Consider the following 21415-nt stretch of genomic DNA (forward strand, 5'->3'; position numbering starts at 1 on the left):
GGCGATGCGCTTATGTGGCGAAAGAGATTCCCGCGTTGCACCCAGCGGGGGTGTACTCGGCGATGCGCGCAAGCAGGTTGTCCTGACGTTGTGGACGGAACAGATCGTGCATCGCCCCAGGTTCCGACCCGTCGTCTGCTCCGCGCCGGATCTCCTCAGCGCATGTGTCGGAGAGTCGCACGTAGTCGGGTGTGCCGTACCGCGTGTCGGCGAACTTCAGCGCCACGCGGTCCGGGTCACCCGCGTGCTCGGGTTGGCAGTACAAGCGGCGCGGGGTACGGGAGCCGGGCGGCAGCCAGCAGAAGCGCACACGGCCTTTCGTTTGCTGAGCGATCTGGACGTCGCCATCCAGCAAACAGTTCTCCACCAGGTCGACGGCGCGCGTGCGTACCGAGCCAATGACGGTGGTACGCCGTGCCGTGAGGAGAGTGTGGGCGTACCGCCCCTCCGGACCGCCCAGCGCCGCGAGGTCCCGGTGGGTGGCATCGATCACGCTGTCGGAGACGAAGAGCCTGTTGGGTTCGGCAGCGACCTCTACCCGGCTGACGACGACGCTGCCGAGAATGCTGTGTTCGACCTCGACACGGACCGGCGTATCGATCAGTTCGAGGCTTGCCTCCTCCGGCGAACTCGGCAGACCTTGCGCGCCGATGTCCCAACCGGGCACGAACGTGCAGTGCCGGACGGTGAGTTGTCCCACGTTGCCACTGACCTGGATGCTGCCCCCGGTGACCATGAGGCCGTCGAGGACGAGGCGCGGCAGGGGCCCTTCGCTCGGCCCTGTGCTGGTGATCCGCAAGGAGACGGCGCCGTTCTCGGTCCGGTCGGGCAGCGCGAGCACCGGTCGTGAACCGTCCGCAGCGCGCAGGGTGAGACGGTCTCCTGGCTCGAGGAGGATGTTCTTGAGGTCATGATGGACGTCGTTCCCGGTGATTTCGATGATCGCTTCAGGCCTGTGCGGCCTTTCGGAGCGCCACCGCTCGATCGCACCGGTGATCCGGTGGTGTCCCTCGTCCGGACCGACCCGGTAGCGGGCGACGGTCGGGCTCACGGCGTTCCCCGGACGGGGGTACTCCCCGCCGCCGAAGTCACTGGAAAACGCATGGTGGTAGGTCACCCGGACGCCTCGCTCAAGGTCCATCTGCTCGGGAAACCTCAGGCGTCCGAGAACCGGATCGAGAGCGACCTGTCCGGCGCGTGGGGAGTAGCTCCAATCGGACAGGTCTGCGCACACAATGCGGTCGAGGGCGACGACATCGCGGTCGGGGTGTGGCCCGGTCCATACGCACACGCTCTTGAGCGGACCGTAGTAGTCGTACAACCGCTCGGCCAGAGCCCGGCGCCGGATGGGCGCTGGGACGTTCGTCTCATCCGCGACGTGGCAGGCCGACGGCTCGGGAACCGGCTTGTTGAACAGCTTGGTGTCGTTCCCGAGAACGCTGAAGGTGTAGCACGACCTGACCTGGTCCACGCAGTGAGCCGGGGCCCGGGTCACCGGATAGGCCCGCAGTCGCCACACATGGAGGCTGACGCCAGGGATGTTGTAGTGGCCGGCACGGCGGGTGGCATCGGCGCGGGGAACTTCGACGGTGTGAGCCAGGTCGTCGAACGGCCCGTCGATCCGGTCCAGGGTGTCGATTCGGCGCACGTCGACCAGGCCGCCGCGGCGCAGTCGCCGTCGTGCGTCATGGTCCTCGGCGGTGTACCGCCGGATCGGCTGGGTGACGGCGAGCAGACGGCGGCATTCCACCGCCCGACCGGGCCAGTCGGCGACATCGGCGGCCAGGTCTTCGAGCAGGGCGAGGGTGCCTTTGCGTCGGCGGTTGGCGACGGTGTTCGCGACCTCCCTGCGGGGTGCGGCGGCGGCGAGCTGCCCGTACGCGGGCGAGGAGTTGTCGGAGAGCGCGGCGGTCGTCCCGGGCAGCATGCGGTAGCCGACGAGGTCGCCGATGTACGGCACCACCCAGTCCTCACAGGTCTCGATGAACCAGTTCTCGTAGAGCTGCTCGATGTCGTCCTGGACGACGCGGGCCTGAGCGGCGATGACCGAGAGCAGTTCGTACAGCTTGCCGCCGTGCTCCGCGTCGAGCCGTCGGTGGACTGCCGGCAACAGCGCGTACACCTGGTCGGGAGTCACGGGATCCTCCGCAGGACGAGAGTCTCGGGCAGCGACGGATCGAGGAGCACAAGCTGGGCAGGGCGCAGGGCGCGCCGCACCACCATCGCGGTGCCGGGCGGTCGAGGGACGCCGTCTGGATTCAGCAGAGCGAGCTGCTCCTCTGTGAGTCCGTTGGCAGCGGCCACCGAGGCGATCGTTTCCCCGGAGGCCGGCGTGTAGAGGGTCTCTCGGTACCCCGCGGGGCGACCGGGCACACAGGGGGCGGCCGTCAGCTCCCGGATGACGTCGACCGCCTCGACATCGTCCCCCACGCCGCCGAAGCCGTCCACGTCCACGAAGTCGACCCCGGAGACCGCCTGCGCGGCGGCGATGGCGGCGCTCAGAAAGACGGGCTGGGCGAGCTCTGCCGCGGCGAAACCCAACCGGCCCAACAGGGCGTCCCTCACGGCCTGTTCGACCATGCCCCGCGAATGGTCCGGCAACGTGCGGACACCGAGCGACAGGACGAGCCGTACCCGTTCGCAGATCTCCACGCGCACCGGCAACGCCGGATCCCCGTACCGGCTGAGAGCCGACTGAAGTGCGTCCAGGAGCAGTGAGCGGGCATCGAGGGGGGCGTCGCCGGCGGCGGCGACGCTCACATGCACGAACGGACGCGCGCCGTCGGTGCAGCGGCGCGCGACGGCTTTGCCGATGCCGGTGAAGGCCAGGGCGAAGTCCTCGTAGTCGCGGACCGACACCAGTCGGTCGAGGGCGCCGAGCCGCAGAGGGACGCTGCGGCGGGCCTCTTCCCGTCCGTCGGCGTCCGTGCCTCCGGTGGCGGGTAGCGGATTGGTGACACCGCTGACCCCAAGGGGCCGACTGATCACGTGGTTGACCTGCCCTGCCGCGACATTGCCCGGGCTGCCTCCACCGATGCGGTAGTGAGCCGTGACGTTCTCCACACCGGTTGGAAGCCGGGCCCCATGGCGGCCGTCGCCGAACTCGACGGCTGCTCCGCCATCGATGCCGACACGCAGACGGTAGGCAGGGGTGGCCGGGCCGGCCTCGGTCAGATCGGCGACCCGGTGCCATTCCACACCGGAAACCCGGACGGTCAGGGTTTCCCCCGCGCCGTCGGGCTTGCGGGCAGGAAGCCAGGTGAGGGGGCGCTGGCGCAGCGGGAAGACCTGCCCCGCCTGCGTGGCGTCTCCACTGCCGAGAATCTCGATCCGGGTCTCGCCCGCGGTCGCGAACACGACGTTGCCATGAATGACCACGGTGTTCCGGCGGTACCGGTAGGCGAGTTCGGTGGTCAGGACAAGCGTGCTGCGTATGCCGTGGCCGAGAGCCGTGTCGTCGAGCCCTTGGCGCACCCCGCCGAGCATGACGAGTTCGGTGCCCCGGACTCCGGAGACGTTCGGGATGTCGGTGCGTTCCCCGGAGACGATCAGCCACCGACCGGGAGTGAGTCCCTCGTAAGCACCGGCGAGTTCGATTGCGTCACCGGCCACCACGGATGTGTCCGGAGGATCGGCCAGGGGAAGCGTCTCGCTGGCGGCCCAGACGGTGGTGGCGCGTCGGGCGGAGAGATCGTTCGGATCTTCGGTCCACGGCTCGGCGAGCCGCAGACGGGTCACGCGCGCGGCATAGTGCTCGTCGGCCACGGCCAGTTGCGTGACGTCGGTGACCTGAATGATCCGGGTCCTCGTATGGCCGTCCGTCCGCTGCACGGCAATCCAGCTGCCGGGCAGGATCGTGTCGTACATCGAGTCCAGCAAGAGAACGTTCCCGTCGTTGGTGGCGTCGTCCTCTCCGGGCCCGTCGGCGGAATCCGCCGTCCTGAGCAGCCTTCTGACGCGTGCCGCGTCAGGGATCGTCGCACCGAGAGGCGCTGCTTTCACGCGGAAGCGCTGCACGCCGGGCGAGTCGGCGGCGGCGACCGAGACTGTGCCCAGGGCGCGGTAGAGCGTTTCGGCGAGGTGGGGGCTGTTCGCGGTGAGCAGACGTGACATGGCGTCGGAGTCCGGGCCGAAGAGTTCGGTGACGGGGGTGGCCATTTCGCTGGCGTTGCGAGGAGTCGGGGACGGCGGGCGCTCGAGCCCGTTCAGAACCTGACGGCCAAGGCTCAGGGGATTGACAAAGGTTTCCCCGTCAGAGCTGCTCGGGGAGTGCCGCCCGGCGGTGCGCAGGGGCGAGCCTGTCACGGCCCCTGCGGCAATTCGGACGGCCGTGACCCGCGCGGTCACCTTGTCGAGCAGTTCGGCAGCGTGCGTCGCGCCGGCCTCCGCGCCGGAGAGGCGTTCGCGGAACGACTGGAGCTTGTCGTCGAGTGATTCCGCCAAGGCGTCCGGATCACGAAGGACGTCACTGGCGTGCAGGACCTCGCGCAACACCCTCAGGAAGTCCTCGAACGGCTTGGATGACTGCGGCTTCCGGACTGCCTTGTCCACGTCCTCGCGAAAGGCCTGGACCTCGCGCTTCAACTGGTGGGCGGACCCGGGCATTTTGAGAAGTACGGTGGTTCGCCCGCGGTACGGGTCCGGTCGAGTGCTCTCTACGAGACGGGTGATGTTCCGGCTGGGGTCGCCGAACGTGAACAGCAGACGGTCACCGGCGCCGAGGTTGGGCTGGACGCCGTTGAGTTCGAGCGACAGCATGATCTCGGCGGCATCGGGATCGATCGAAGCGGGCACGACCGCACGCACCGGAAGCTGGTTCCACTCTGCGCGGGCGTTGAGATCCTCCGAGGTCTCGAAGACCTGGGGCGATGCACCGGGCGGTGGAGCGCTTTTCACCTGTGAGCCGGCCGGGATGGTGCAGCGAGTGTCTGGGTCGAGGGTGTAGGCGAGGAAGCTGCCGGCCGCGAGCGGTGGGCGAGGCCGGTGGCCGACCAGGCGTCCGAGCCTGACCAGGGACTCCTGCTCGGTCGCGGTGCGCAGGTATCCCTCGTTGACGATCCGTTCCTGATAGAAGGTCAGGATGTCGGCGATCAGGGCCCAGCCCTCCATCAGGGCGATGGACGGATCGTCGAATTCACGCGTGGTCAGCCTGGCGAGTGACGCGTGATCGATGCTGGACAACCCGTCGAGCATCGACTTCAGGAACTGGTCATAGCTGCCCGCGCGGTACTGCAGCGCCGGCAGGGCCGGCCGGTTCCAGATCCTGGTCGGGGTGGTCGACCGGGTACCGGGACAGCTGCCGCAACGGCAGTCCGAGGGGCTCATCGCCCTCCTCGCAGGTCGAGGGTCAGCCAGCCGTTCTCCGGCCGGGTGGAGTCGCCGTCGAGTCGTGCGATCTCCAGGGGCCGCAGCCTCAGCACGCCGGATGACGGGACATCCGGGCCCGGGCCGCCCCCGCCATCGGTGAATCGGTGGAGCCGACGCAGCCGCGTCACCTCGACGTGCCGGACCCCGGGGATCCCGGCCACCGCGGCGACCAGCGCACTCGCCCTTACCGGTGTGCCGAAGGTGAGGACATCGGGATCGAAAAAACCTCTTCCACCCCCGGGTTGCGGGCCTGGCCGCAGTGCCCGCAGCAGCGCTTGGCGGACATGACCGGACAGGTGATCGGGGTCGACGAAGACGGTCAGGGCCACGTCGAGGGGTACCTGAAGTGCGGGTCCGGTGACCACGTCGTGGCCGATGCGGCGGAACCTGTGCAGGGCCAGCCGAACGTCCTCCGACAGTGCGTGCGGCAGATCGGAGGTGCCCTCCGTATCGAGCGCCACGTCCGCTTCGTACCAGCTACCTGTCCAGCGAAGGACGGCGGCGGCCCGCTGTACTCCCGGGTACTCGCCGGCGAGGGTCTCGTAGTCCTCGGCGGTGACAGCCCTGAGCAGCTTACGGAACGGCTCTCGCGGTGCGGCCAGCCGTACGTGCGCGACGGGTTCAGGGTCGGTTCCACCCATCGCCGGCAACGGATTGCGCACCCGGATGACGCCGTCCAACACGGTGGAGCGGGACGCCATCCGGTTAATGGCTTCGCTGCCGACGTTGCCGGCCCGGCCGTTGCCGGTGCGGTAGGAGGCCAGAAGTTTCTGTTCCGGAAGTGGTGCGGTTCCGGAGCGGCCGTCTCCGAACCTGAGGCTGAGCTGCCCCGCCTCATCGGTCTCGCCGACCACATGACGGTCGCGAGGGCCGCTGGTCAGCAGGTCGCGGCGCGGCTCCCAGGCATCACTACCGCTGTCGGTGCCCTCGGCCCAGACCCGTACGGCGGGGACAGCCTCGCGCGGGTCCGGACGCAAGGCGATGCACGCCGGTCCATGAAGTGCAGGGTTGTCCGGGTCGATCAACCAGGCAGCGTCCCCGCCCCAGGTCTGTGCGAGTTCCCAGCCGATGTCTGCGCGGTCGAGCACGTAGCCGGACCGGGCCCGCCTGGCCAGTGCTTCGAGTCGGCGCAGTTTCGGGTCCAGATACTCATCGAACCTCGAGAGGAGGGAAGCGAGGTCGAACCGGGAACTCCGGTCGTCGCGCGCCCCGGTGAGGAGGCCCGCCTCGAACAACTTTTCCAGGAAGTCGAGGTCTGCCGTCGACAGTGTCCCGCCCGAGCGGTGCATGTCCCTCAGCCTGGCCCGGGCACGGGCGGCCAGGCGGGACATCTGTCGGCTTTGCCCGGCGCAGACGTCTGCCGGGCGCGGATAGGGCGCGGACCAAGTGACCTGCGTAGCACCCAGCGTGGACACGACGGCACGGGTGATGCGAGGAGGAACCGAACCGGGACAGACCTGCTCGGGGCCGCTTTCGGCGGGTCCTTCGACCGTTTCGGGGAGGCTGCCGGAGCCCCAGGTGTTTTCGACGCCGTGCTCTACGAGAAGGGTGTTCCCACGGGCGACGACGTTGTTCTTGGGATCGCGGTCGAGTTCGCAGCGGGTGGAGACGCGCAAGGGGAATCTGAGCGCATCCTCGTCGGCCCATTCGACCTCGAGCACCTTGGTGTCGTAGAGCACGTCGATACTCTGGGTGACCCGGGTGAGGCGGACGGCCTGCCGGTGAGCGGGGTCGCGATCCGCCTCACTGCCGGTCCGGGGGTCCGCGACCTCCTCGAACACGATCACATCTCCGGGAGCGAGCAGCAGCGGACGGTCCGTGCCCTTGCCCTGGGGCCGCTGGTCCAGCAGCGTGGCCCGGGTGGTGGCGAGGGGCAGGCAGTAGTCCTGATCGCCCCAGGTCCACAGGTCGATACTGTTGTGCTCGGGCCGGAGCACGACGTCCCTCTGCTCCAGCGGCCGGTAGACGGGGCGGTGGCCGGCCGTCAGCAGCTCGGCCGGGAGCACGGCGCCCGTCTGCGGGACACGGCCCGGCGGGAAGGCGGTGAAAGCGAGATCGTCCGGGCGCAGGGTCAGCCGTTCGCTGGTCTCGACGCAGACGAAGGTACGGGCCGCACAGCCGTCATGCATCGGATAGTCCATCAGGCGGGCATGGCGTCGTACCGAGGTCCGCAACCGGGCCGTGTCGAGGTACGCCTCGGTCGCCACGGCGTCTTGCTGGTAACTGAGCTGGTCACCTACGTGGGCGAGGAGTTCGACGAGGGTGACGCCGAGATCAGGTGCGTGCCGCTCGGTCCACTCCGGCATCGTGAGGGCGAGTCGTTCGAACAGCAAACGGCGGAAACTCGCGTAGTCCTTGGCGAGGTAGTCGATGGCTGGTGTCGGGTGGGCCGGCACCAGCGCGGCGCCGTCGGCCGGCGCCGGGGCCGGAGCCTCCGGGTCGGCCTGCCGGAACGAGAATGCGAAACTGTCGTAGCAGCGGTCGAAGCCCTGCCCGAGTGCGCGGAGCCGGTAGATGGACCCGTCACCCGGCCGGTCGAGCTCCATGGTCAGACAGTTGGCCGGGTCGGCCGTACTGGTGACAGAGACGATCCGGATGCCATCGCTCCACCGTCCGCCCTCGACACGGAAGCTGTGCCGGTCCAGCCGCTCGGGGAGCGTGCCGAAGAACAGGACGGTGAGACTGCGTCGGCCGGCGTCGGCCGAGACACTCTCGATGCCGGCCAGCCCGGCAGCCCGCACCGCGACGCGCCGCTGCTCGTCGTCAGAGAGCTGACGGGTGCTCATGACGCTGTCCCTCCGCGCATGAGCACGCTGTGACTCTCCCCGGTGGCCGTCAGAACGTAGTTCAGTGAAATCATGAGGGTCGACTCTTCGGCTCTGACCGTCAGGGACTCGACGGTGAGCAGGTCGCCGAGCCAGCGCTGCAGGGCAGCCTGCGCAGTCATCTCGACCGCCGCCGCGAGTTCCGGGCCGTTCTGGGCGAACACCAGGTCAATCAGCCCGCAGCCGAAGTCCGGCCGGTTCACACGTTCACCGGGGGTGGTGAAGAGCACCTGCTCGACCATGGCGCGGACATGGTCGGCGTGTCGGGTCGTCGCGGTCCGACCGCTCGCGTCGATGTCGTAAGGGAAGTCGATGTGCATCACGCTCACGTCCCCCGCACCCGAAGCTGCATGGCCTGGACCATGGGCGGGCTGGGCGGCGTGCCGACACCGAAGCCCGCGCCGCAGCTCGGGGGCGGTGTCGGCTGCAGCACTACCGGCAGCCCGTTGACCAGGACCCGGGTGGAGGTCTGGGTCCACCGGATACTTGTACAGGGCGGCGCCCCCAGGGAGGCCGCCGGAAATCCGCAGCCGAGGACGACAAAGGTGTCCGCCGTAGTGGCGACAGGTTGCGAGCCGACGAGGACCCGCTGCTGAGCCGGTGCCGGAGGGCTGGCGACCCCCTGGTGGGCGCATGTCACCGTGGCACCGCTGTGGAGAATCAGGCCAGGCATCTCATCCGCCTCCCAGCACCGTCAGCGCGTCACCATTGATGTGCACTCCCGTCCCGTCGAGCATGATGCTGGCGCGCCCGGGACCGCAGGAGATCTCGATGGACATCTCATCGATCTTGATGAACGGCCCGCCGACTCCGTGAAGTTGCAAAGTGATGGCACTGCCGCCGGCCACCCCGCTCTGATCACTGATCACCAGGGCGTTCTGTGAGGGGGTGGCGAGCACGATCTGAGGGACCCCCGCCGGGGTGGACTTCGCCGCGGGCGGCACATCGCCCGCGCCGCCCCGCCAGAAACCGGTCCACACCGCCCTGTTGGGATCCCCGTCGAGGAACTGCACCCACACCCCGGAGTACTGCAGCGGCACCACGTACATGCCGCTGGCCGTCCCAGCCATCGGGGACAGTGGTGAGGCCCAGATACAGTGGTCGTCCCCCAGGACCTCCGTTACCCGAACCAGCAGCCGCCCCATGTCGCTCGTGTCCACGTTGGACACCACCACGCCCTGATACAGACCGTGCCATTTCTTCACGGACTGCGCCGTCATGGGACCACCACCGGCATGTTGGAGACGAGTGCGTCTCGGATGAGGGTGAAGCTCTGTTTGTACGCACCGCGGGCGATGTCATGGGTGACACTGCGCACGTAGTAGAGGCCGTCGTACGTCAGTCCCGCTCCGCGCACCCCCACCAGGTTGCGGGCGCTCAGCACGTGTCCGTAGCGCAGGACGTCGAGCTTGCCCTGACCGGTGACGGCGTCTGCGGACTGGGCGCTGCGGCTCAGTCCCCACAGCAAGGTCTCCGCGAGCGGCCGGCCGGTTTGTCCGGTCAGTGGTTCCTCACGCAGGGCCGGGGCCGGTCGCAGGGCGAGGGGCGGGTGGAGCAGACCGATGTCGGGTACCGGAACGGTCTGTTGGGTCTTGGCAACGGGCTCCATGAACCGAGCCGTGTACCGGGTGTGCGAGAGTCCGTCGAAGCTGAAGCTCAGCGATTCGACGTTGTCCGCCGTCCCGGATTCGACCGTGAGCGCCGGCTGCGGCAGACCCGCGCGGACCTCTGGTCCCCAATAGGCGATGCTCACTCCTGGAGCAGGGCCGGGTTCGATGAAGAACACATAGCCGACCTCGTCGGCCAGCGCGCGGAGATAGGCCAGGTCGGTGGCGGACTGGACCGGGATCTCGACGGCCGGGTTCGGAAGGCTGTTGATCACCGGGGGGATGGCCAGCGGGACCATTCCGTACTGCGCGTACTCGGCACACACCAGCATCACGCGCAGATGATGCGGCAGCCCCGGGTAGCAGCGTTCGACGTGCCGGAGGTCCATGAGCAGCGACAGATCCTCGCCGGTCAAGGTGAGGGTTGAACTACCGGGAGCCTGCCCCGGGTTCATCTCCTGACGAGTGATCACCCCGTCCATGAGGACGTGCGGCACGCCAGCGACCACCGCCACCACGACCACCCGGGTCTTGGGATCCAGCAGTCCCGTGGGCAGCATCACCTCGATGAGGGGCGACCGCTTGCTGACAGCGAAGGTCAGCTGGAAACCGCTCGCCGAACCGCTGGACGAGGTGACCTGCACGGACTGCAGGGCGTCAATGAGGACGGGAGGAGCGGGTACCGGCACCACTTTGCCCAGGAGCAGCATGAGCTGGAGACTGCGCGTCATGACGAGGCCGGGTTCATCGCCAGGGACAGGCCTCCCGGCACACCGGGTGGAAGGGCGATCCGCAGTCGACGACCGGGCACCGCCGTGAGATCGGCCGGCCTCATCGCCCCGTTGGCATCGGCGATCCTCCACGCCTGCTCCGGATCGCCGTACTGCCTGGCCGCGATCTGGTCCAGTCGGTCGCCGGGTGCGACAACCTGCACGCCGACGGACATGAGATCCCCGGGCTGCGGCAGGAAGCGACGCCGCACGTACGTGACGGTCCGCCCGTCTGGTGTCGTCAGGCTCGCCGTGCCGATGCCGTGATACCGGCTGGTGGAGTCGAACAATTCTGCCCCTCGAGGTCATCCCGTCGCACTCAGATCCCGGTGTAGCCGACCGCTCCCGGGCCGTATCCGATCAGTGCCGCGAAGCGCTCCTTACTCTGCTGGTAGCGGATGTAGAGGGCGCCCGCCTTGTGGGAGAAACCGACGTCGTCGACGGTGAGGACACGCATCGACAGACCGACCTTGGCTCTGATGGGATTCAGCTCTCCGTCGTAGGCTTCCTCCGTGACGGTGAAGTCCGTAATGCGCACGGGCAGGACTCGGCGTCGACCGAGCACCAGCACCGTCAGCGGGGCTTCCACCGGGGCGATCTGCAGCATTCCCTGGGACGCCATGTCATTCTCACGCGCCAGCTGCGCGCTGCTCGGACAGACCGCCGTTTCCAGCGCGGACAATGCCCCGAACAGCCCAGTGCCGGCGGTCGGCGCGGCGCCGGCCACCAGTTGCAGCTGGTCCGCCGCATCGAACTCCGCGTCGATCTTGAATGTCTCATGGGCGGGTCCCTTCAGCCGCAACGCCGCCAGACGGTCCCCCGCCTGATCCCCGATGCCCTGGGGCTGGAGCGTGCGGGTGAGCGTGTCGGGGTTGTACTGGAACGGCGCCACGCGCAGGACACGCCCCTGTTCGGGGTCGAGAAAGACAAAGCCTCCGCGGGGCGGGGCGGGTGTGCTCAAGAGGGAAGACCTGCTCTCCGGTGTCGTGCCGGCGTCGAACGAGACGCTCGGGCGCGTCCTTTCATTCCGCTCCTCCCCGTGGCAGGCGCAGGCTGCCGTGGACCGCGCGGGCGATACGGCGTCCAAAGGCCGCGGAATCCGCTGCGGCGGAGATCGGCGGCGGGGTGGCGCGGTGCAGGTGGTGGTCTCGGAGCGGGGTGACCGGGTCTCCGGACAGCAGGTCGCCGAGCTCGGATTCGAGGGCGGTGCGAAGTGCTGCGGTGTCGCCCGGAGTGATGCCGTCGAAGACCACTCGTCCGATGTGCAGCTCGATTCTCACGGTGCGACCTCCATGGAGCCGTCCCAGACGAAGTCGCTATCGGGCAACGGCATTTCGGTCTTGCGCAGTTCCGCCCGGGCGGCCGTCAGGAGCGCCGCCATCCCGATCGAGGTACCCTCCGCGGCGACGGCGAAGGCGGCATTGAGCGCGATGTTGCGGACCATTCCGCCGCTCAGCGGCAGCCCGGCGAGGTGGTCCAAGTCGAGGGAGTCGACCGGGGCTGAGCGCGGGAAGACCCGGGCCCACATCTCCCGGCGTTGCGTCGCGTCGGGGAAGGCAAAGGGGACGACGAATCGCAGCCGGCGCAGGAAAGCCGTGTCCAGGGACCGGCGCAGATTCGTGGCGAGGATCGCCAGCCCCTGGTAGGCCTCCATGCGCTGTAGCAGGTAGCTGACCTCGATGTTGGCGTACCGGTCGTGGGAGTCCTTGACCTGGCTGCGCTTGCCGAACAGCGCGTCCGCCTCGTCGAAGAAGAGGATGGCGCCGCCCGGCTCCGCGGCGTCGAACAGCCGACTCAGGTTCTTCTCCGTCTCGCCGATGTACTTGCTGACGGTGGCCGAGAGATCCACCCGGTACAGGTCGAGGTTCAGATGCCGCGCGAGGACCTCGGCGGCCATGGTCTTGCCGGTACCGCTCGGACCGGTGAACAGGGCGCTGATGCCCAGTCCCCGGTTGTGCTGTTCCGCGAAACCCCAGTTCTGGTAGACCGTGCAGCGGTGTGTCACCTGGTCACCGATCTGCCGCAGCAGGGCTGTCTCCTGAGCGGGCAGCACGATGTCGTCCCAGGTCGCCTTCGGCTCCAGACGCTGGGCCAGAGCGCCCAGGCGCGGCCGGGTGCGGGCCAGACAAGTGCGCCAGGCGGCGTCTGGGTCGGCGTCTGACGCCGACGCGATCTCCTGGATCACGGGCAGGCTCAGCGCGAACTGTCCGGCCAGCCGGTTCGCGTCCATCGGTGGGAACACCGCACTCCACGCGGCGGCGCGTTCCGCGACCGGAGGCGGTGCGATGTCCAGCCCGTAGGTCGGCGCCGGCATGTCGTGCCGCAACTCCCGGGTCGCGACAAAGCATGGGCCTCCGCTCCGCTGCAGGAAGCGCCCGATCCGCCAGGCACTGCGCCCGTCCGCTGCGTCGGCGAGCTCAATGTCGTCCGCGTCCAGGTAGAGGGCGAGGGGAAGCAACAAGGCTTCCCGCTGCCAGAGCTTCGCGATGTACTCGAGATCAGCCGCCTGTTCGGGCAGCAGTCCGGCCGATAGCCGGTACAGCAGCAGACCGAGGCCGGCGGCGGAATGCGCGGCGACCGACTGTTTGCTCTCGCGGTCGCTGCCGAGGAGCTGAATGACAGGCAGCCGGACGGAGGTCCCGACGGTCGCTCTGCTCCAGCACCCAGTGATCGACTCTTCGGCGGAGCGTTGGGAAGGCGCGAGGCCGACCGGTGTGGCGTGCGCCTCGACGGGTGTCAGGTAGGGCTCGAGACGGTCGTCGAGGTAGTCCAGTCCCTTGACGTGGTTCACGATCCGCTCATCGGCCCGCAGCGGGCTGGTCACCAGGGGCTGTTCGGCTGTGCGGCCGATTTCCACGAGCTGCCAGAAACGCAGTCCGCGGTACGGCGACATGACGTCCCAGGCGGGGTCCGGGAAGAGGGAAAGAGCTAGCGCGAAGGTAGGGCCGGACGCCGGGGAACCGTCCTGTGCCCGGGTGCAAAGATCCGCGATCGAGGGGTCCAGCTCTTGGGCGACACAGAGAAGCAGCGTGTGCTGTTCGAAGGGGGAGAGCTCAAGGAGCGTACCGAGACTGACCAGGGCGGGCGGAGGGTGGACCTCCGCCGCGTGCTCCATGTCTTTCTCGGCCGCCTCCAGCTCTTTTCCGGCGGCGATCGTGGCGGCGGATCCGGATCGCGTCTCGATGTGCGCGCGGAGCGACAGCCGGAGCCACGCTAGCGCGGCTGACAGATACCGGCTGTTGTCGGCCTGCCAGGTGTCCTCTCGATCCTGCGTTGATGCGGGGTCAGGTGCCGTCAGAGGACCGCCCGGGCTCTCGGGCCCGGAGGAGGAAGCGGTCGTCATGTCACCACGACCGCGGTGTCGGCCGCGAAGCGCGGCTCGGTGGAGGCGGTGTCCAGCAGGGGACTGTCGACACCGTCGACCCGCAGGCGCAGCGCGTACCGACCGGGCCGCGCATCGGCCATCCGGAACCGGAGGGCGCGGGTGTCTTGGCCAAGCGGCTCTGCCGGTACCGGCAGTTCTCCCACGAGCAGTTCGACCCGCTGGTCGGGGTGCACCGGATTCGCACACGTCACCTCCAGCGACGCTGTGCCTCTGGCATCGCGCTCGGCCGGCAGCGGGAGGCTGCTAGTGATCCTTGGAGCGATACTCACAGGCAGGGCCCTGGTGTTCTGTTCGCCGTGATCGTGTGACGTCAGCACCAGTGTCGCCTGCCAGGTGCCGGCGGGGAGATCCTCGGGGAGGAAAGCACGAACCTCGGTGGCGCTCACACTCCTGACGTCCGGGACAAGGCGATTGCCGAGCAACGGGTGGGTGAGCCGGAGAGACGGGACACCGGAGTCGAGCCGATTGCCCGTGAGGACCAGGTCTTGTCCGGGCAGTGTGACCGGCACGGCGACCGCTTCCAGCGTCGGCCAACGGCTGGCGGAACTGGCGGCGGCCGCGAGACCCAGTCCGTCCTCGCCACGGCGTACGACCGGCAGAGGAGCCCGCCCGGACAGGGTGCTCTCGATGAGCACGACGCGTGCCTCATAGGCGGCCGAGGTGCGGTAATGGCTCTGGAACGCCGTCCACAGCTTGGAGTTGTCCTCCACACCGAGAGGAATGTGCGTGATCCGCACCCGCTCTTTCTGCTGATGGAGGTTGCTGAAGCGGGCGGCGGACTTGAGATCGGCCGGACTGAGTTCGGGGTGGTCGTGCAAGGCCGACATCGCGACGCCGAGGATGCGGTCAGCTGCCGAAGCCCCCGCGTCCCCGCTCGCGTGCGGGGTGACCAGGTAGTGCAGGACGAGGGGAAGCATGGGCCGGCGGGTCTCACCGGGGTGCGTGCCGTCAGGGTCGGCGTTGAGCCACCCGCCGTCGATCGAAGTGCGGTAGAGAAAGATGTTGAGGCCGGCGGAGGGGCTCTCCGCGAACGCTTCGTCAGGGGGAAGGGCGGTCACGACCGCTCCGGGCACCATGCGGCCCACCGCGCCCTGAAGGATGGCTCTCAGAGTCTGGGTAACGGCAGCCACGGCGAAGGCGTCGCTCACGTCCGCCCCCTGAGGTATTCATCGAGGCTGAGCTGGGGACGCCGGCGGGACGAGCGCGGTGCGGCCGCCGGTGGTGGGGCGGCACGGATCTCAAGCCGGTCGATGGTGATCCGTACGACGGGTTCGGCGGCCTCCGTTGCACCGGGGGCCCGCCTTTCCCCGGGCGGCGCGGCGGCGCCGAGGGGAGCGACCGCGGGCCGTACAGGGTGGGAGGTGCAGACGAGGGCGCCCGGTGCGCCAGGTCGGACTGCCGGAGAGACGGGCCAACCGCGGCGTAGGGGGTCCGCTGCGGCCGATCCTTTGACAACGGGTGGAACGCGCTCGTCATCGGACGAGGGCCGGTCGCGCCGGGCGGAGGCCGTGCCCGCTCGGGTACGAGCACCCCGTGCCTCTGACCGCATGACGAGCCGGGCGGGAACCGCACCCTGGGAGCCGTCCACCTGGCCCTCATTCGGCGTCGGTGGCGAGGGGGCCTTCGGTCGGTTCTTCGGTGACGATCGGTCCTCTGGCTCCACGACGACCTGGCGGTCCCCGGTGCCGACGGCACCTGGCGTGGCGGTCGCTCTCGTAGGGGTGTCCGACGCAAGCGGGATCGTCGTGCCAGTGGGGATGCCCGAAGCGCAAGGGCTGGACGGGCGGATTGGGCCATCCGAGCCCGGCTCGGTGTATGTGGCTGGCGCGCGAGGGAAATGCCCCTGCGGCAGGCCTGCGAGTCCGGGTGTGTCGTCCAGGGGCAGCCCGGCGTCGGCCTGCGGCATCGGTGCGCGCAGTGGGGCGAAGCCTTCCTCAGGAAGGCCGGTTCGCATGGCGAGGACAGAGGGACCCTCGGTCACAGCTTTTGTCCCGGGCGCTGCCGGTGGCAGCGTCCGGTTGGGGGTCGCGCCGGCTGCCGCCGACACCTGCGGCCTCTCCACTGGTCCGGGAGCCGTCATCGATCCGGGCTCCTGACCCACCTGCTCTTCCGTCATCGTCGCGCGTTCGTGGCGGTGACGGGGCCTTGGTCCCGGTGCTGAGGACCTAGAAGCATGAGGCACCTGTGCGGCGCCAAGCGGCGGGAGCCGCTCTTCCACGAATGCAGGAGAGATGGGATCACTGCCCGTCTGCAGACGTGGGGCCGCCACGTCGAAGACGTTCGGCAGTAGCGGCCGCAGCCTTGGTCCCGGCTCCCGCAGCAGCCGGCCGACGAAGTCGCTCATCCGGCCGTCGCCTCCAGATAGAACCGGCGCCGGGCCGGACTCACGGCCAGGACCTCCGACTCCGACCATCCGTAGACGCGGGCGAGCGTGTGCACTTCGTGGAGGAGCCGACGCGCATAGCTCTCGACCTCCGCCCACAGATGGTCTGCGAGGTCGAGCGCCGCCGTCCAGGTGTGGCGGCAGTACGGACAAGTGAGCGGCAGGGCTGTGTCGGCGCCCGGATCCAGGTCGGCGAGGCGCTCCGCCACCTTTTCGATGACCCCGTCCGGCAGGACGTCCGCTGCAGGCTCCGTTCCGAGCAGGCAGCAGCTCACCAGGGCGCGGCGGGCTTCTGGGGAAGCCGGGTCGACGCCCAGCAGATCTCGTCCGGTGAGGGCGCGGTACGTCACCTCGTACCCGTCGGCCAGCAACGTGGCCGGATCGGAGCTCGGGCCTGGCACGCTCCGCCGCCCCGGCGCCCGCAGTTCGTCCGTGGTGACCGAGACCTCAAGAGACTCGTCGCAGTTCGGGCAGTCGGCCGCGCAGGGCAGGGCCGCGCCGAAGGATCGTTCGCGCAGGTCGAGCAGCCGCGCGTTCAGGTCGGCCAGGGTGAGATCGGCGACTGCTTCGCCGGGCAACGCTGTTGCCGCAGCGAGCAGGAGAGTGCGGGCAGGCGGGGTCTGCTCGTCCCCGCTCTCCCACATGCCGAGCAACTGTGTCTCTGTCAGCTCCGGCCCCATCGGGGTCATCCTGACGCCGTGTCACTGAACTGCGGCTGCTGCGGCGGGTTGGTGCGCTCCCTTACCCAGCCGTGGTGCTCCAGCTTGATGTGCTCGAACGCGACCCCATTGGCGTTGGCGTCGAGATCCGGCAGACCCTGGTACTCCGAGACCCAGCACTCGTGGACGGAGTAGGAGAGCACCTGCTGACCTCCCTCGTCGAAGAGGTCGATGATCAGGTCGCGGCGGAAGTCCTTGAGGGAGGTCTCCAGACCTCCCGCCGAGTTTCGCAGGCTCCACACTCGATTCGCCCACTCCTCGAACGCCGTGTCGATGGTGCAGCCCCGCTCCAGAGTGATGGCCTCGTATTCGGTCCGGCCGGGGAGTTTGTGGCTGCTCCCCGGGTCGCCGCCGTCACGGTGTTTGATGACCTCGGTCGTCCGCTTCAGCCCGCTGACCTTGCTAATTCCCGCGATGTACTCGGTGGATCCGCTGAACTTCACCCGGAATCGGAAGTTTTTGAAAGGGTCCCGGCGCGTGATTTCCGGCATCGGTCGTCCTCCTAGACCTGGATCTGCCCGGCGAGCTGTTGAATGTGGACGATCACAAACTCGGCCGGTCTCAGCGGGGCGAAGCCGACCTGGACATTGACGATTCCGCGGTCGATGTCGTTCTGCGGGTTGTTCTCGCGATCGCACTTGACCAGGTACGCCTCCTGGGGTGTTCGTCCCTGGAAAGCTCCCGCACGGAACAGGGAGTTCATGAACGCTCCGACGTTCAGCCGGACCGACGCCCACATCGGCTCATCGTTGGGCTCGAACACCACCCACTGGGTCCCGCGGAAGAGACTTTCCTCGACGAACAGGGCCAATCGACGCACCGGCAAGTATTTCCATTCGTTGGCGAGCCGGTCCGCTCCCCGCATGGTGCGGGCCCCCCAGGCCACCGGCCCCACGGCCGGCAGCCGTCGCAGGCAGTTGATGCCCAGAGGGTTGAGCCGGCCGTTCTCCAGGTCGGTGAGCGGCACTTCCAGCTCGCTGACGCCGTTGAGCGAGGCGTCCGTGCCCGCGGCGGCCTTCCACACACCGCGTTGCACGTCGGTCCGCGCGAGAACGCCAGCCATGACCCCGCAGGGCGGGAACGGCCTCGTTGCGCCCTGGCGCAACGGATCCGGAGCGATGATCCTCGGAAAGTAGACTGCGGCGTTCTTCGTGGAATCGCCGGAGGGGAGGCTCGGTACGGTGGTGGTGTCCTGCGCGACCGCGCCGAGGGAGAAGGCTGAGCCCCCGGCGGTGGGGATCCATTCCGAGGGGGGATCCACCAGGAGGATCGCGCGCCGGCTGACGCAGAGCTCGAGAGCCGCGTCCTGGAGCGCTCTCACCTCGCCCGGGGTGTCGAGATGGTCGTGGCAGTCAGGCAGACAGAGCAGATTGAAGATGTCTGTCTTGAGCAGGTGGTGGATGCCTGTCTTGTTCTGCACTGACTCCGCCGACGTATAGCTTTCCAGCGTGGGCAGCGCATCGGCTGGGGGGCCGTCCTGGGATGGGACGGTGAAGCATTCAAGCCCCTTGCCCTCGTCCTTGCTTTCGGGGTCGGCCAACGGGTTGCGGCCGGGACTTTCCGGATCGTCGTTCTTTTGGGGCAGCTCAACGACGGGATTGTCCGGATCCACCTTGACCAGCCGCGACGTAGCCAGCAAGTTGCTGAGACTGTGCGGGCTGTCGTCGTCGATGCTGACGTTGAGATATTTCTCCTCGACGCCTGTGCCGGTGTCGAGGATGGTCAGGTTGTACAGCTTGCGTTCGTGGACGGGCCCTTTCGCGCCTTCGCTGGTGTCGTAGTCGACCCGCGTGCGCAGTTTCAGTGCCCAGGAACCAGGGCTGGCGGCCAGGAGTCCGGGCCTCTTGCGGGAGCGTGTGGCCGATGGCCTCTGAGGAGCCGCGTCTCCTGGCTTGGCAGAGGATTCGGGGGAGGGCTCGGGAGCAGGGGCGGCGGGGACGGCCCGCGGAAAGCGACCGACGGGGACGCTCACGGGAACGGATGTACCCACCACTCTGACGATCTCGGCTTCACTGCCGCCGTTCATGTAGAACTGGTAGACGGCATAGCTCAAAGAGCTCTCCTGGTGCAGGCCGCCGAAGGTGCTCTCGTAGTCCGCCCAACTGGTGATGTGCACCGGCCGGTCCACCGGCCCTCTGGGCGCGTATCCGACGAACGCGGCGACAGCGGTCGGAACCCCGGTGATGGTCCGGACCGCGCTCTTGACCTCTTCGATATAGACGCCGGGATAAGTGGTGTTCACAGGCATGGATGCCTCTTTTCTCCAGCCCGGATACGCCGCTTCCCCAGCCATCTGCCGACGGGGTTCCGGTAAGCCGAGGCGGCCGCGCAGGTGCGAACGGTGGTTGACACTGCTCGAAGATCCTTTACTCAGCGTACGTGGACTATGCGGCGGTGGGGCGCGGAGGAGAGGTCTCTCCTCCTCAGGAGTGACGTCCTTGGGCTGATCGGTCGCCATGCCGACATGCTGCGCCCGCCTTGGCCACTACACGGTATGACCGCAGGATCGGCGCACCGCGTCAGCGGACCGCGGGTGATTGATCGGGGCTGGCAGGGAGGCTCCTCTTCGGTGGATCGTGAAGTCGACGATGTGCACTGGGAGCCCGCGGGATGCCGCTCTCCAGGACCGTCAGCGGTGCCTCCACAGGGGTCGTCTCGTCACCCCGGCCTCGAGCGAGGCTCTCTTCCATGACCAGCTGCGCACTGGACCGGACAGTCGGCCGCGTCCACTCCAGGTGGAACTTGAACGTCTCCTCCGGCGGCCCCTTCCCGTAGTCAAGGAATACGATCCCGCCCCGCAGGAGGGCCGACGGAACGGGTCATGGGGCGGTCTCCGGCCGAGAAGGGAGAGTTACGGCTGGGGGCCGGGCCCGGACGGGGCGACGGGGGCGACGGGAGCTGGCGGGTCCCGTCCGTCCAGGCCAAGATCCGGACCAGTTCCGGACCAACACACCACCACCAAGCCCCGAAACACCCTCTTTGCACGTCAGCTCACTGCGATGCCTGTACCAGCAGCAGACCAAGAACCTGCTCGTACACAAAACCTGAAGCGGGCCCCAATGACTACCAAGCCAAGGCATCACTGCTCTCGCATCTTGTCAGTACCCGCCAATCGCGAGCCAGACAGGCACCATTCCCGATCGGACCACCAGCAGCACCCCGAAGAGGCCCTCGACGCACAGGGCACCGAGATGGCGGCTCACGGGACAGGGCTCCATCGAAGTCCGCCGACAAACCGCATTCAACGACTGACACACCATCAGGAACGTCAGCAATCGGATTGCCCACTTCTACTCAGACGGGCTCACTGACGCATCTCAGCGGGTCAGCGCACCCGGCCCCGCGACTTCAAAGCCACCGGCGGAAGCTCGGGGGCCGGCAGCGGGTCCCCGTCGTAGCCCTTCACCTCGCCGAAACGCGTTCCTGTCATCCAGTCCTCACGAGCCCGCACGATCTCTCCCTGGGTGCGGCCGATCCAGTTCCAGAACATGATCAACTCCTCGTCGAACGGCTCGCCCCCCAGCAGCATCAGGCCCGCGTCCGAGGCGGCGCGCAACGGGAGTTCGGTGCGGCCGCAGCCGAGGTAGAGCATCGAGCCGGGGAGGACCGGGACACCGTCGACGTGGGCCTCGCCGGACATGGCCAGGACGGCATACTCGAAGTCCGGTTCCAGCGGGAGGCGTACGTCCGCTCCGGCGGCGAGGGCCAGGTCGGCGCCGACGATCGGGGTGTACGTCGTGCCGGGTGAGGTCGCGCCGTCGACGTCGCCGAGGACGATCGTGGCGCGCAGGCCGGGCGCTGTGACGACCGGCAGCTCGGGGTGGTGCTCGAAGTGCGGGTCGACATGCCGGTGGCTGTCCGGGAGCGCGACCCAGAGCTGCGCGCCGTGCAGGAAGCGGGCATGCGACTTGGGGCTCTGTTCGGCGTGGCTGATCGCGCGGCCGGAGGTCATGAGGCCCAGTTCACGCGGGCGGATCGTCGCGACGCTGCCGGTCGAGTCGCGGTGCAGCACCTCGCCCTCGTGCAGCCAACTCACCGTCTGCAGGCCCATGTGCGGGTGCGGGGGCACCTGCATGCCGGGCTCGTCGGCGATGTCGTCGGGGCCGTAGTGATCGACGAAGCACCAGGCGCCGACCATACGGCGACCCAGGTTGGGCAGCAGCCGGCGGACTTCGGTGGACTCGCCGAGCTGGACCCGGCGCGGGCTGAGGAGTTCACGGACGGGCTCCGCCACCACGAAACCACGGCCGCCGCACAGGGCCGGAACCGCTTCGCGATCAAGATTGCTCATGGCGACAACCTAGTCCCGGAGAGGCGGTTCCGTCAGTCCGCCTGTTCTCTCCGACCGTCGGCCGACCT

Annotated in this window: 15 protein-coding genes; all 15 read right to left on the reverse strand. The window is 68.5% G+C overall.

Annotated elements, in window-relative coordinates:
* Nucleotides 1-10: 10 nt before the first annotated feature.
* The 15 genes from ABZT04_RS36680 to ABZT04_RS36750 all read right to left on the reverse strand — a co-directional run bounded on the left by ABZT04_RS36680 (nt 11) and on the right by ABZT04_RS36750 (nt 21347).
* Nucleotides 11-2137, reverse strand: a complete 2127-nt coding sequence (locus ABZT04_RS36680; RefSeq protein WP_356062348.1) for a hypothetical protein — start codon at nt 2135-2137, stop codon at nt 11-13.
* Entirely contained in the window at nt 2134-5325 is a 3192-nt protein-coding gene (locus ABZT04_RS36685; protein ID WP_356062351.1) for a putative baseplate assembly protein, read from the reverse strand. Before ABZT04_RS36685 ends, ABZT04_RS36680 begins: the two co-directional genes overlap by 4 nt.
* Nucleotides 5322-8153: a putative baseplate assembly protein gene (locus ABZT04_RS36690; RefSeq protein ID WP_356062354.1), complete on the reverse strand. Its 2832-nt coding sequence runs from the start codon at nt 8151-8153 to the stop codon at nt 5322-5324. Before ABZT04_RS36690 ends, ABZT04_RS36685 begins: the two co-directional genes overlap by 4 nt.
* Complete coding sequence (locus tag ABZT04_RS36695) at nt 8150-8512, reverse strand: GPW/gp25 family protein (protein WP_356062405.1); 363 nt, start codon at nt 8510-8512, stop codon at nt 8150-8152. Before ABZT04_RS36695 ends, ABZT04_RS36690 begins: the two co-directional genes overlap by 4 nt.
* Before the next feature lie 354 nt (nt 8513-8866).
* Nucleotides 8867-9412 (reverse strand): phage baseplate assembly protein V, encoded by a 546-nt coding sequence (locus ABZT04_RS36700; RefSeq protein ID WP_356062357.1) that lies wholly within the window; start codon nt 9410-9412, stop codon nt 8867-8869.
* Complete coding sequence (locus ABZT04_RS36705; protein WP_356062360.1) at nt 9409-10530, reverse strand: hypothetical protein; 1122 nt, start codon at nt 10528-10530, stop codon at nt 9409-9411. The genes ABZT04_RS36700 and ABZT04_RS36705 overlap by 4 nt, the downstream gene beginning before the upstream one ends.
* Nucleotides 10527-10859, reverse strand: coding sequence for a LysM domain-containing protein (locus tag ABZT04_RS36710; protein ID WP_356062362.1), 333 nt, complete (start codon nt 10857-10859; stop codon nt 10527-10529). The genes ABZT04_RS36705 and ABZT04_RS36710 overlap by 4 nt, the downstream gene beginning before the upstream one ends.
* Before the next feature lie 29 nt (nt 10860-10888).
* Entirely contained in the window at nt 10889-11530 is a 642-nt protein-coding gene (locus ABZT04_RS36715) for a hypothetical protein (RefSeq protein WP_356062365.1), read from the reverse strand.
* A 61-nt stretch (nt 11531-11591) separates the two neighbouring features.
* A complete protein-coding gene (locus ABZT04_RS36720; RefSeq protein WP_356062368.1) occupies nt 11592-11849 on the reverse strand; it encodes a hypothetical protein in 258 nt (85 codons plus the stop codon).
* Nucleotides 11846-13912 carry an ATP-binding protein gene (locus ABZT04_RS36725; protein WP_356062371.1) on the reverse strand — a complete coding sequence of 689 codons (2067 nt, stop codon included), beginning with the start codon at nt 13910-13912 and terminating at the stop codon, nt 11846-11848. Before ABZT04_RS36725 ends, ABZT04_RS36720 begins: the two co-directional genes overlap by 4 nt.
* Nucleotides 13909-15102 carry a DUF4255 domain-containing protein gene (locus ABZT04_RS36730; protein ID WP_356062374.1) on the reverse strand — a complete coding sequence of 398 codons (1194 nt, stop codon included), beginning with the start codon at nt 15100-15102 and terminating at the stop codon, nt 13909-13911. Before ABZT04_RS36730 ends, ABZT04_RS36725 begins: the two co-directional genes overlap by 4 nt.
* A gap of 1192 nt (nt 15103-16294) precedes the next feature.
* Nucleotides 16295-17017 (reverse strand): hypothetical protein, encoded by a 723-nt coding sequence (locus ABZT04_RS36735; protein ID WP_356062376.1) that lies wholly within the window; start codon nt 17015-17017, stop codon nt 16295-16297.
* A gap of 5 nt (nt 17018-17022) precedes the next feature.
* Complete coding sequence (locus ABZT04_RS36740; protein ID WP_356062379.1) at nt 17023-17547, reverse strand: phage tail protein; 525 nt, start codon at nt 17545-17547, stop codon at nt 17023-17025.
* Nucleotides 17548-17558: 11 nt separating this feature from the next.
* Nucleotides 17559-19304, reverse strand: coding sequence for a phage tail sheath C-terminal domain-containing protein (locus ABZT04_RS36745; protein ID WP_356062382.1), 1746 nt, complete (start codon nt 19302-19304; stop codon nt 17559-17561).
* Nucleotides 19305-20381: 1077 nt separating this feature from the next.
* Nucleotides 20382-21347 (reverse strand): pirin family protein, encoded by a 966-nt coding sequence (locus ABZT04_RS36750; protein WP_356062385.1) that lies wholly within the window; start codon nt 21345-21347, stop codon nt 20382-20384.
* Between the last annotated feature and the right edge of the window lie 68 nt (nt 21348-21415).

It is taken from the genome of Streptomyces sp. NPDC005492, from assembly GCF_040605995.1.
In the GTDB taxonomy this organism is placed as follows: domain Bacteria; phylum Actinomycetota; class Actinomycetes; order Streptomycetales; family Streptomycetaceae; genus Streptomyces.